The organism is Psychrobacter sp. FME13, from assembly GCF_014861395.1.
GTDB lineage: Bacteria > Pseudomonadota > Gammaproteobacteria > Pseudomonadales > Moraxellaceae > Psychrobacter.
Genome location: NZ_RRYV01000008.1, coordinates 38,186 through 50,251, shown reverse-complemented (window position 1 = coordinate 50,251; position 12,066 = coordinate 38,186). Strand labels below are relative to the sequence as shown.

General features: G+C 43.0%; 11 protein-coding genes. 2 read left to right on the top strand and 9 right to left on the bottom strand.

All coding sequences use genetic code 11. The features are described from left to right. Positions 1 to 343 precede the first annotated feature (343 nt). Entirely contained in the window at positions 344 to 967 is a 624-nt protein-coding gene (locus EI164_RS02400; protein ID WP_192518405.1) for a thiol:disulfide interchange protein DsbA/DsbL, read from the top strand. Between the two features lie 151 nt (positions 968 to 1,118). Here EI164_RS02400 and yjgA read toward each other — a convergent pair whose 3' ends face one another. The 8 genes from yjgA to mazG form a co-directional block, all read right to left on the bottom strand. Continuing rightward, entirely contained in the window at positions 1,119 to 1,631 is a 513-nt protein-coding gene (gene yjgA, locus EI164_RS02395; protein WP_192518404.1) for a ribosome biogenesis factor YjgA, read from the bottom strand. Between the two features lie 59 nt (positions 1,632 to 1,690). After that, the gene (gene rapZ, locus EI164_RS02390; protein WP_192518403.1) at positions 1,691 to 2,656 is read right to left on the bottom strand and encodes an RNase adapter RapZ; all 966 of its coding nucleotides are present in this window, start codon (positions 2,654 to 2,656) and stop codon (positions 1,691 to 1,693) included. A 54-nt stretch (positions 2,657 to 2,710) separates the two neighbouring features. Continuing rightward, the gene (gene panC, locus EI164_RS02385) at positions 2,711 to 3,610 is read right to left on the bottom strand and encodes a pantoate--beta-alanine ligase (RefSeq protein WP_192518402.1); all 900 of its coding nucleotides are present in this window, start codon (positions 3,608 to 3,610) and stop codon (positions 2,711 to 2,713) included. Positions 3,611 to 3,646: 36 nt separating this feature from the next. Continuing rightward, positions 3,647 to 4,447, bottom strand: a complete 801-nt coding sequence (panB, locus tag EI164_RS02380) for a 3-methyl-2-oxobutanoate hydroxymethyltransferase (RefSeq protein ID WP_192518401.1) — start codon at positions 4,445 to 4,447, stop codon at positions 3,647 to 3,649. 217 nt (positions 4,448 to 4,664) lie between these two features. Further along, positions 4,665 to 5,189 carry a 2-amino-4-hydroxy-6-hydroxymethyldihydropteridine diphosphokinase gene (gene folK, locus EI164_RS02375; protein ID WP_192518400.1) on the bottom strand — a complete coding sequence of 175 codons (525 nt, stop codon included), beginning with the start codon at positions 5,187 to 5,189 and terminating at the stop codon, positions 4,665 to 4,667. Between the two features lies 1 nt (position 5,190). Then, positions 5,191 to 7,353, bottom strand: a complete 2,163-nt coding sequence (pcnB, locus tag EI164_RS02370) for a polynucleotide adenylyltransferase PcnB (protein WP_192518399.1) — start codon at positions 7,351 to 7,353, stop codon at positions 5,191 to 5,193. A gap of 166 nt (positions 7,354 to 7,519) precedes the next feature. After that, the gene (locus tag EI164_RS02365) at positions 7,520 to 7,909 is read right to left on the bottom strand and encodes a ComEA family DNA-binding protein (RefSeq protein ID WP_192518398.1); all 390 of its coding nucleotides are present in this window, start codon (positions 7,907 to 7,909) and stop codon (positions 7,520 to 7,522) included. Then, the gene (gene mazG / locus EI164_RS02360; RefSeq protein WP_192518397.1) at positions 7,893 to 8,759 is read right to left on the bottom strand and encodes a nucleoside triphosphate pyrophosphohydrolase; all 867 of its coding nucleotides are present in this window, start codon (positions 8,757 to 8,759) and stop codon (positions 7,893 to 7,895) included. The genes EI164_RS02365 and mazG overlap by 17 nt, the downstream gene beginning before the upstream one ends. Before the next feature lie 139 nt (positions 8,760 to 8,898). On the opposite strand from mazG, the gene EI164_RS02355 reads away from it, so the two are divergent. Beyond that, positions 8,899 to 10,389, top strand: coding sequence for a phosphomannomutase CpsG (locus tag EI164_RS02355; RefSeq protein WP_192518396.1), 1,491 nt, complete (start codon positions 8,899 to 8,901; stop codon positions 10,387 to 10,389). 294 nt (positions 10,390 to 10,683) lie between these two features. Here EI164_RS02355 and EI164_RS02350 read toward each other — a convergent pair whose 3' ends face one another. Next, positions 10,684 to 12,030, bottom strand: a complete 1,347-nt coding sequence (locus EI164_RS02350) for a UDP-glucose/GDP-mannose dehydrogenase family protein (RefSeq protein WP_413038423.1) — start codon at positions 12,028 to 12,030, stop codon at positions 10,684 to 10,686. Between the last annotated feature and the right edge of the window lie 36 nt (positions 12,031 to 12,066).

The window sequence follows — 12,066 nt, the reverse complement described above, 5'->3', positions numbered from 1 at the left end:
GCTGTATCTAGCTTGTACTATGATTCATTGCAAACTGAATTAGGGACACGCCCTAGTCAGCTATTTGATGCCGTTTGGCAAGATTTAGCCATTTTCAACCCATTTAGAGGGCTATCGATTGAATTGAGGACACACCCCAACAAGCAATATAGCTTAAATAATAGCTAACAGCTTTACAACTCTCAGTTAAGAATCAGACTCACAAGTACACATGTTTTACATTATCATGGTCGATACGCTATTATAGTTAGATTATAATTGACACTATACGTTTATCACTCTAAAACGATAGCTATCAAAGCACTCTAACACACCCTAAGTCTCTACATCTCAAGGATAAAGTATGAAACGTCTCATCACATTGACTGGTCTGGCCATGGCTATTGGACTCGCCACTACTGGTGCTCAAGCTGCCGACTATGTCGCTGGAAAAGACTATCGCGTGCTAGACAATCCAGAAAAAATTAGCGGTGATGCTATCATTGTTCGTGAATTCTTCTGGTATGGCTGCCCGCATTGTAACGTGCTTAACCCACATATGGAAAAATGGGCTGCATCAAAAGATAAAGATGTCGCATTTTTCAAAACGCCAGCAGCAATGAATGATGTTTGGGAAACCAATGCTCGCGGGTTCTATGCAGCGCAACTACTAGGTTTTGAAGACAAAACTCATGATGCACTATTTGATGCTATTCAAAAAGATGGTCAAAAACTGTTTGACCAACAATCATTAAGCAAATGGTATGCCTCACAAGGCGTGGACGAGAAGAAGTTCAACAGTCTTTATAATTCGTTCGCGGTTGGCACAAAAATTGGTCGCTCACAAGCAGGTGCTAAACGTTATCAAGTTACAGGTGTCCCAACTGTCGTGGTACAAGGAAAATACGTAATCAGCGGTCAAGATGCTACTGTGCCTAAAATCGTTGACTATTTAGTTGATAAAGTACGCGCTGATAAAAAGAAATAATAGATATATTAGGTTAAATGACATAAAAAAAGCCAATCACATGATTGGCTTTTTTTATGTCGGTTACACTGACTAACTCTTTTAATCGATATGTGAATCAGTTACACATTTGACCCAACTACACACCTAACTCATCAAGCTTGTGTGCTTATTATTTTTTTAATTGCGATAAAATAGCGACTTCACGAATATAACTGGCCAAATCTTCTTCCGACTCTGCCATCAGCTCATCATCTTGTATATGCTTGGCGTATTCAATCCATAATAGCAGCTGATACATACTATTATGTTCAGAAGCTTTGTATTGCTTGACGAACTGCTTGAGCGTCCCTTCGTCATTGATATTCAAACGTTCATACCAACTTTCTATCTTAGAGATTTGTTCTTTCGGAAAAAATGCATCAAACAATGCTTTGACCAACTCATGGCGATTTTCTTCGCTAATCAGCTTACCAACTCGTTTGGTTTGGCGATTGCGTGCATTGGCACTGGTAATATCCGCTAGTGCCATCAACTCTGCCATAAAATAATCACTGGCAGGCAGGGTTTTTAGCTGTTTTTTTGATAAGCTAGCAAGTGGTATCGATAACTGTTGCAAGCGCTCATGGGCTTTTTTGAGCTCTGTGCGCGAAACACGCATGTCCTGTTCTTTCCAGTCAATCATAAAAGCTTTCCAAAATAATGAGTAATAAAATCAATAATCATAGTAATAACAACCAATGACTACCAACGGTTTTTTTCGCGATGCTTCGCCAGTATTTTTACGCCTTTCGGCATCGTATCTGTCAGACGACGCTGTAATGTATTAGTGATAAATACAGAGCGATGCTTACCACCTGTGCAACCAATCGCCACTGTCACCGTATGCCTATTATTGTGTAAAAAATCTGGCAGCCAACGTGTTAAGAATTTCTCAAGATCATCCGTCATTTCAGCTACTTCTGGATAATCCGCAAAAAATGCTGCAACCTCTGCATCTAAACCTGTCGAACCACGTAGCTCAGGGTTCCAATGCGGATTGGGCAAAATCCTCACATCAAAGATAAAATCGGCATCAATAGGACTGCCATATTTAAAACCAAAGGACAGCAAATTAATGACAATCTGATTATCCACACCAATATGTTCACGCAAGCGATCTTTTAATTGATGAATATTTAGCGTGCTTGTGTCAATTCTGATATCAGCATGGCTCGCAATTGGCTCTAATAGTTCAATCTCTTTTTTGATCGCGGCAGGCAGATTAAAAGCAATGTGCCTAGCATTATCACTGTCAACATCCTGTGACATCAAAGGATGTACACGGCGAGTCGCATTAAAACGTGCTATCAAGGTATTTTCTTGCGCAGTCACATAAACAACTTTTACTACGCTTGCTCCATAAATTGCCTTCAACGACGCATACGTCTCTGCAAAATTAGAGAGATCGGCACGCGGCGTTCGGATATCAACACCGAGCGCAATACGGCGAATATCACTTTCGTTCACTAGCTTATGCGCAGTTACTGGCAGTAGCGATAACGGTAAATTATCAATAGAGTAATATCCCAGATCTTCCAAAATATTTAAGACGGAGGTCTTACCCGATCCTGAACGACCTGATACGACTAAAATACTGAGCTTCTCGGTCGCTACTTTATGTGCCGCCTGCTCAGGCTGAGCTGTACTATCACTTTGATTGACATCCATGCTCCACCCACCCCATTAGTTCATCGCATTTAGTAAACTACTATGTCACAACAGCTAACCCAACGTTACCAATTGATTGTCTAACAAACGAGCACGCCCTAGCCAAGCTGCCACCAAGATAATCAAATTCTTGTTTTCTACATTAAAAATAGCAGACTCACTCACAACTGGCTCTAACGTATCCGTTTTTATTTCTAAATAATCAATCGTAAAACCAGCATCAGTGATATCTTGCTGAGTTTCTGCTAACAATGTCTGAACAGCTTGTTGGCTATGTTTGCCCTGCTGTAGCTGCTTTGCTAACGCTTGCAATGCTTGGTGTAATACTGGTGCTACTTGACGCTCAGTCACGCTTAAGTATTGATTACGCGACGATAGTGCCAAGCCGTCAACAGCACGAACAATGGGCGCACCAATGATTTCAATCGGATAACTTAAGTCACGTACCAATTGCTTAATAATTGCTAACTGTTGATAGTCTTTTTGTCCAAAAACAGCAGTGTCAGGTTGTACGATATTAAACAATTTAGAAACGACAATACCGACACCGTCAAAATGCCCCGGACGTGACTGACCGCATAACTGAGTGGTAATAGCGCCAGCGAGCACAGAAGTTGGTGGTGGCATGACTGGATACATCTCTTCGACACTAGGAGCAAAAACATAGTCGGCTCCCACCGTTGATAGTTTTGCAACATCTTTATCTAGCGTACGAGGGTAGCTGTCAAAGTCCTCTCCTTCTCCAAACTGAGTCGGATTGACAAAAACACTCACCACTACGATATCAGCATGCTGTTTGGCAATTTTTACCAGCTCAAGATGACCATCATGCAGATTGCCCATCGTAGGTACTAAAGCAATACGTTGTTGGCTATTTTGGTTGTCGTGTTTTTGACCACGATAAGGCCGTAAAGCGGCACGCAGTTCTGAGATTTGGTGATAAATAATTGGCATGATGAAGTATTCTTTTATCTATAATCTTAAATAAAGTTAGCTAAACTGATGCTGCTCCTGTGGGAAACTGCCATCACGTACTGACTGCTGGTAAAGCGCAAAAGCACCCTCGATACTGTGCGCACTATTGCGCTCATCGGTTAGGAAGTCATGGACAAAGCGCGGCACACGCCCGTGAACCATACCGAGCATGTCATGCATGACCAACACTTGACCGTCAGTATCTGCACCTGCGCCAATACCTATAACGGGCACGGCAACGGCTTGCGTTACTGCTTTAGCAAGCTCAGCAGGCACACATTCCAACACTAACAATGCAGCACCTGCAGCCACCACTGCTTCGGCATCAGCAAGCAGTTTGTCCGCTGCTTCGTCACCACGGCCTTGGATTTTGTAACCACCAAACACGTTGACCGACTGCGGTGTTAAGCCAAGATGTACACAAGTTGGCGTACCCGCTTGCGCTAAAGTCGTAACCAATTCACAAAGCTCGCTACCACCTTCAATTTTGATCACATGCGCACCTGCTTGCATCAGCTTTCGACTATTAGAAACCGCTTCTGATAACGTCACATAACTCATAAATGGTAGATCAGATAAGATGAGTGCATGGTTATTGCTGCGAGCAATATTGGCCGTATGATAAGCCATATCGTCAACTGTCACAGGTAGTGTTGAGTCATGCCCTTGCACGACCATACCCAAACTATCACCAACTAAGATAGTATCAATTTCTGCCTTATTCATCATCCGCGCAAACATAGAGTCATAGCAGGTTAAACAAGTAAACTTGGTACCGTCTTTTTTGAATTTGTTTAACGTAGATAACGTCGTCATATGACCCTCAATTAATACTTTTAATGATTAAGGCTTTTACCGATCAATAGCTCTAACAGCTGTATAGTCAGTCCTAAATAAAAGAGATACAAATACGGCCACGCGATACAGAGATACATTTTTCTTGCTTGCTGTGCCTACGCAGACAGATGCCGCGCAAAATGTAACCCGTATCGCTGTTTTTTTATAGTGGATCGCCTATATAGAGTTAGAAAAATCAGCTACCGCTTGATAATGATTTTAAGCCTGTCCAATCGGAACTCTGCGGATAATCGCCGATCGACGTACCTGTAATAACCAAGTTTGGATCCAACTCTTGTAGCGGTATCAGTACAAAATTACGCTCAGTCAATCCAACATGCGGTATGGTTAGCTGTGGCTCTACAATTTTGGCGTCGCCATATAACAAAATATCGACATCAAGACTACGCTCGCCCCAATGTCGTAGGCGGGTCCGCTTGGCCTCTGCTTCTAGCTGTTGGCAAAATGCGAGTAACTCAAACGCGGGTAACCTCGTCTCAAAACCAGCAACCGCATTGACAAAATCAGGCTGATCTTGTGGCCCCATAGGAGCGGATGCATAATATGACGAAACACGCACATTCCGTATGTCCTGATGCATCTGCATACTTGTAATCGCTTGCTGCAAATGCTCTATAGGTGAGCCTAACTCATTGGTCAAATTACTACCCAAACCGACGTAGCAGGTTATCCAATGAGTATTATCAGCACTGTGATTCATATTACACATTTTCCGTACTGGGCTGACGACGACGGCGCTTCGATGGTACAGGGCCTTTATCATTGCTCAATACACCAGAGATCGCTTGGCTACTACCAGCTTTACTACTCGCTGATTTTCTTTTCACTGCTTGAGTAGGTTTTTTAGCGTCAGAAACTGCTGTATCAGTAGACGAATCGGTAGATTTCGGCACTTTTTTCGCGTACGTCTTAGCGACTTTTGGCGCTTTTTCTACAGTCGGTATTTCTACGCTTTCATCATTGCTTGCCAGCTCTACAGTAGGCTCACGACGGCGACGCTTATACGGAATTGGCTCGTTGTTCATACTGACTAGCGCAGGCGATCTGGCTATCGAACGAGTTATATTTGCTTTGGTAGGTGATGAATTCTCCTCTGATGGCGCAGTCTTATTCTGCTGTTTACTATTTGAACGAACACGACTTGAGTGTTCAGTATCCAGCGTCACCTCTTGCTTCTGTACAGTTTTTTCAGCCGCGCGCTTAGTACGCTTAGGCTTATCATCAACTGATAGCTGCTTTTGTAATGGTGGCACCACACTTTCGTGTTCGATGACAAATAATGGTGCAGGTTTAGAGTGATGCTTTTTACTAGAACCTTGATTACTATTGGCAAGAGATAACTGCTGTAGCTGGGCAAGCTCATTGCTGTCTTGTTTTACTTGCTGTTTGTTGTAGTCTTGATTGCCAACAGCCTGTTTAGTCACCGTAGATTGACTGGCCGCACGGCGGCGACGCGATGGGATATTAGACGGATCATTTACCACCAATTGATCATTGCCACCTTGCTTAGTACTGTCATTGGCTTTATTTGTCTGTGCTTTACTTTGCTGAGATGCTGCGTTGTCAGTCATATTTGACTCTGACTTTTGGCGATTTCGCCCGCGACCACGCTGTGGTTGTTTGTAAGCACCGCGGCGAATATTTTCATCAAACTCATCAACCGCTTGCTGCTGTTCTTGTACAGACAATGCCTGATACGTCTGCCACCACTCACCCATACCATTGGTTGACTCTGATAATGGATGTTCAGCATCACCGCACTGTTCACGCAATAGCAAGAAATCAAAACCTGCGCGGAAACGTGGATGTTCAGATAACTGCGCGATTTGCTTGCTACGCGGGGCTGCAAGTTTCGGCTGCAATATCCAAATATCTCGGATAAACTGCTCAGCAAACTTAGGAATCGCCGTCTTAATACGTTGACGATCAATGACTTTAACAGCAGCATTCATCTGCGCTTCAGCAAATGGCATATTGCGCTTTTTGGCTTTTGCCAACTGATGCAGGTAATTTTCCCATAATAGCGCCGCATAAAAGAATGCAGGGTTAATACTTTTACCCGCCGCAATACGTTTATCCGTATTGATCGCCACTTGCTTGACGAGCGCACTTGGCTCAGCTGGCGGATAGACGATTAAGCTATCTATCGCACCTGACTCAAATAATAACGGTAACAATGGTACTAAATAGCCACCCGTAAACATCTTCTGTGTTTCATCATAAAGACGATGCGGAGATATTTGCTCAAGTAATGCCCAATTACCATCATGAAACTGGTCAGCCAATGCATCATCAAACTCAAAACCAAGTTTGGCCTTAAAACGCAACGCACGTAACAAACGTACTGGATCTTCTTCAATACGCACGGGCGCATTACCCAATAGACGAATGATTTTGTTATCAATATCATCAAGCGCACCACAAAAATCATGAACCACACCTTTAAGTGGTTGATAATAGAGCGCGTTGATAGAAAAATCACGACGAGAGAAATCTTGTTTGATGTCACCCCAAACATTGTCGCGTAAAATCATACCATCTTGGTTGGTATTGGCATCATTGGTTGGTGGGCCACGAAAGGTTGCAACCTCTATTAACTCACGACCTGAATACACATGTGCCAACTGAAAGCGACGGCCGATAATGCGGCAGCGCTTACCAAAAACGTCTTTTATTTCATGCGGCTTGGCATCGGTGACAGCGTCAAAGTCTTTTGGACGCAGACCCAATAAGGTATCGCGCACACCACCACCGACGATATAAGCGTCAAACCCAGCTCGGGTTAAAGTGGCAATTACTTCAGTAATGGAATTGGGTAATTCAGATTTATTCAGTTCTAACTGCTTGGCGGCACGCTCGGCCATGCATCTACTCCTCGCCGGTATTCTTTGACCACCCCTGATGAACACAGCGTTTATCAGGCGGATGTACTCACTAGTTTAACAAATTTTGCACGTGGTAGGTGTGTTATGACAGTTACTTACGTGCTATTTTGTCAATATCGGGGTTAATTAATACAGAATAGGGTCATTAATCCTGTACACTTAAACGCTCTCTATTCTTTTCAACTGTTTTTTCACCGATGCCTTTAACTTTCGATAATTCATCGATAGTGATAAAACCACCAAACATCTCACGATATAAAATTATCGCCTGCGCTTTACTACTACCGATACCATCTAGCGACACCAACTCGCCTTCGCTAGCACGATTGATATTGACGATAGCTTGCTCACGGGACTGCATTTTGGCATCCTCTTGTGCCAATAGATATTCATAGGCACGTTGAGGGTCATCAAAACAGGGCGCTGCATGCACACTATTGGGCATTACAATAGCCAAAGCGCAGCCTAAAACAGCAGCCTTGAATAAGCCAACAAAATCTAAATGCATAAAAGCAGCGTTATGATGAGCGTTCATGTTGTTTCGCCGCTTCCCATAATGCGTCCATTTCGGTTATGTCACTGTCTTCTAGACGTTTACCAGCGATAGCTAACTGATCCTCAATATAGCCAAACCGTGACTTAAATTTATGCACACACGTCAAAGCTGCTGTTTCTGCATCAAGGTTCAATTTTCGTGCGACATTGACTAGGGCAAACATACAATCCCCCATTTCTTTTTCAATATCTTTAATATTGTTTTTCATTTGTTCTTTGGACTTAGCAACAGTCTCAGCCTTTAACTCAGCAACTTCTTCATCCAGTTTTTCAAATGCCCCTGCTATGCCTTCCCAATCAAATCCCAGTTTTGACGCCTGTTTCTGTACATCTTGTGCCTGCATTAACGCACTGCCCGCCTTGATATTATCCAACCGATGCTTAGGTTTGCCGCGTGCCTCTCGTGCTTGCTTTTCTTCTGCCTTGATTTCATCCCAGCGTGTTTTTACCGCTGCATCATCTGTAAGCGTTTCGGCCTCAAACACATGTGGGTGACGGCGAATCAACTTCTCTTGCAAAGTGGTGATCACATCACTCATATCAAAGCGACCTTGTTCGGCATACATTTGGCAATGAAAGACAACTTGCAGCAGTACATCACCAAGCTCACCTTTGATGTCTTCATCATCATCACTTTGTACCGCCTCACCCAGCTCATACGCTTCTTCAATAGCATACGGAATGAGGCTATGATTGCTTTGTTTTTTATCCCACGGGCAGTCGATGCGTAACCGTGCCATCAATGCCAACAAATCATGAAGCTGGCCTGTGGCTTCTGGTGTTCCTTGTACAGGTGTAGGCATGGTGGTGGTGTTATTTGAAATACTCATAAGGGCTGCTCTTATCATTTTATGTGATGTTTACCGATTCATCTCATAGTCAGTGTATCATTGAAAGCTAATTGGCCTATAATTGTGCTATCTATTTTATTATGTTGCCACCGCTCACGCGCAAGGAATTTTTACCATTATGTCTACTTCTGCGACCATTAGCTATCAGCCAAAAACTGAATTCAATCCTATTACGATTAGCTCATTCAAAGCTTATGATATTCGCGGTGAGCTTGGCGTAAACCTAGATGAAACCATCGCTTATCGTATCGGCCGTGCCTTTGCGCAAATTTTGTTCCAGCGTTATAATGCTGTCCTTGCGAGCAATCAAGCGCATGAACTGGCAGCACTAAAACCTAAGATTGTCATTGGTAGCGATATTCGTCATTCAAGCGAGCAGTTAAAACAGGCTGCTATCAAAGGCATGATAGACGCAGGTGTCGATGTGATTGATTTGGGCATGACAGGCACTGAAGAGGTTTACTTTGCCACCAGTCACTATCAAGCACTGGGCGGTATCGAAGTCACTGCCAGTCACAACCCCATCAATTATAATGGCTTAAAACTGGTCAAAGAATACTCAAAACCTATCAGTGCTGATGATGGTCTGGCAGAAATTCAAGCACTCGCAGAATCAGGGCAATTCACCACTGACAGTCAATCAGGAAACTTACAATTATTGACAGATAAAGGCGCGTATATCGACCATGTCATGACCTTTATCGATACTGATAAGTTAAAGCCGCTCAAGCTAGTCATTAACTCAGGCAATGGTAGCGCAGGACCTGTGGTTGACCTATTAATTGATAAGCTGAAACAAGCAGCTACACCGATTGAAGTCATTAAATTGCATCACACTCCTGATGGCAGCTTTCCCAATGGCATCCCCAACCCCATGATTGAAGCCAATAGAGTGGCTACCCAGCAAGCGGTGTTAGAAAATAAAGCCGACCTTGGTATTGCCTTTGATGGTGATTTCGATCGCTGCTTTTTGTTTGATGAAAACGGTGAGTTTATTGATGGCAGCTATGTGGTTGGCATGCTCGCTCAAGCATTTTTGAATAAATATCCCAACGAATCTATCGTCTACGATCCACGAGTACTATACAACACTGAAGCGGTTATCAAAGAACATAATGGTAAAGCAGTCATTAGTAAATCTGGACACTCTTTTATCAAGCAAGTAATGCGCGACTCAGGCGCAGTTTATGGTGGTGAGATGTCTGCCCATCATTATTTTCGCGATTTTTGCTACTGTGATAGCGGCATGATTCCTTGGCTGCTCACTATTGAGCTATTATCTATTACGGGTAAAACTTTGTCAGAATTGGTCACAGGCTATATTGCAGCCTATCCAAGCTCAGGTGAGCTAAACTTCCGTCTCACCACCCATGATGCGCCGACGATTATTAGCGCGATTGAGGAAAAATTTAGCAGCGACAATCCAACTAAATCGATGCTTGACGGTCTCAGTCTGAATTTTGGTGATTGGCGCTTTAATATACGTGCATCAAATACCGAACCACTGATCAGATTAAATATTGAAACTCGTGGTGATAAGCCTTTATTAAATAAAAAAATACAAGAAATAAAAACATGGCTAAGTGAGCAAGGTGCTGTGCTAGCCTGAAAAGTGTCTATTACACCAGTATTAAGTAGTGATACTTGTAGTCAAAAACCAAAAAGAGCTCGCTAATGATATTAGGGCATGTCCTCAATTCAATCGATAGACATCTAAATGGCTAAATCTTGCCAAACAGCGTCAAATAACTGACTAATATCTCGATATTATCTGCGCTATTTTCCTTGTTTGACGACAATTTATCTCATTTTTATCACCATTTTTTAAATGAGGACACGCCCTAACGAGCTTTTTTTAAAAGCACTTTTAAGAAGCTTGTTTTGAAAAGAACTTTTAGCAAGTTTACTTAGTACGCCCAATCCCCATATAGTCACCGACTAAACCGTTAATTTGTATCCTTGTCAGTGCGTTTTGCGCATCAAATACTGGCATGGCTTGCTGATTGATTTTGGCAACATCTAACTGGTCTCGCGGCGACCAACTAATGATAAAGATTGCTTGAGCCTGATCTAACTGCTGATATGGACTGTTGATCAACTCTAACAACGGCTGCTGTTTATAAAGCGCCGCCAGTTCAGCCTGTGCATTGTCACTATAAACCAATGTACGAATATTATAAGACCACAATAGCGCTAACAAGGGATGGATGGCTGAACCGGCCGTACGCCCAGATCCTGCCTTATAACTACCACCCCATATCATCACGGTTTTATTATCAATAAAACCATCAAAATACTGCCAAAATTTACGGAAAACTAGCTCTTTTTGGTCTTCATTAATATGCATTATAGACTGTAACAGTGGCATATCTAAGCTGTGCGTTTGGCTTGATTGCTGCAACTTAGCCAATTCAGTCGGTAACGTATTACCACCAAACCCCCAACCTGCTTGCAAATAACTGCTACCGACACGCTCGTCCAAGCCCATGATACGACTGACTTGTTTGATATCAACCTGCTGACTGTCAGCCAAGCGTGACATCTCATTCATAAAGCTCACTCTAGTCGCGAGCATCGCCATGATACTACTACGTGCAAACTCTATCGTTGCGATATCAGCATGATGAGACGCGCTTGCATGCTGCATGATAGATTTTAGTATCTCTAAATGTTGGCTACTATCTGCTGTTTTTTCACCCAGTAACCACAATGAGGGACTTAACATCGAGCTATATGCATCACCATCTTTTAAAAATACAAACGGCACATAGTATACCCAGGCACGCTGCAAACGTTGAGCCAATGCTGATACTTTTCCTAGCGGTTCAATACCGCTCATAATAACGGGCAAAGACTGCTGATGACTATGGTTAAAAGCCGTAACCCAACTGTCTTCTGTCCATATTGACTTAATACTGTCTAAAAACAACCAGTACAGCGCCACAGCGCTTTGTTCCTCAGCAGCATGATAACTAGCCGATTCATAGTATTTTATTAAGGTATCAGCACTATCTGGCAAACCTTCACAAACAATAACCTGCTGCTGCTCATACATTTGCCAAAGCGCTTGCAAATGATGCTCAAAACCATATTGCTGTAGCTGCTGCGTCAATAAACCCATATCCGCATATAGATGAATGCGCTGACCTAAGCTTGCTAGCACCACGGCACTGGCAATGGCTTCAATGCTGTGACCAATCAGCACACAAACGTCACTATTATTAGCGCCTTGTAGCTTATCCGCGTGCATATATTTAGGTGTATTGTCATTTATAGAATCAGCGCT

Coding starts and splice junctions, on each gene's coding strand:
- EI164_RS02400 (WP_192518405.1), top strand. CDS start 344: ATGAAACGTCTCATCACATTGACTGGTCTGGCCATGGCTATTGGACTC.
- yjgA (WP_192518404.1), bottom strand. CDS start 1,631: ATGATTGACTGGAAAGAACAGGACATGCGTGTTTCGCGCACAGAGCTC.
- rapZ (WP_192518403.1), bottom strand. CDS start 2,656: ATGGATGTCAATCAAAGTGATAGTACAGCTCAGCCTGAGCAGGCGGCA.
- panC (WP_192518402.1), bottom strand. CDS start 3,610: ATGCCAATTATTTATCACCAAATCTCAGAACTGCGTGCCGCTTTACGG.
- panB (WP_192518401.1), bottom strand. CDS start 4,447: ATGACGACGTTATCTACGTTAAACAAATTCAAAAAAGACGGTACCAAG.
- folK (WP_192518400.1), bottom strand. CDS start 5,189: ATGAATCACAGTGCTGATAATACTCATTGGATAACCTGCTACGTCGGT.
- pcnB (WP_192518399.1), bottom strand. CDS start 7,353: ATGGCCGAGCGTGCCGCCAAGCAGTTAGAACTGAATAAATCTGAATTA.
- EI164_RS02365 (WP_192518398.1), bottom strand. CDS start 7,909: ATGAACGCTCATCATAACGCTGCTTTTATGCATTTAGATTTTGTTGGC.
- mazG (WP_192518397.1), bottom strand. CDS start 8,759: ATGAGTATTTCAAATAACACCACCACCATGCCTACACCTGTACAAGGA.
- EI164_RS02355 (WP_192518396.1), top strand. CDS start 8,899: ATGTCTACTTCTGCGACCATTAGCTATCAGCCAAAAACTGAATTCAAT.
- EI164_RS02350 (WP_413038423.1), bottom strand. CDS start 12,030: ATGCACGCGGATAAGCTACAAGGCGCTAATAATAGTGACGTTTGTGTG.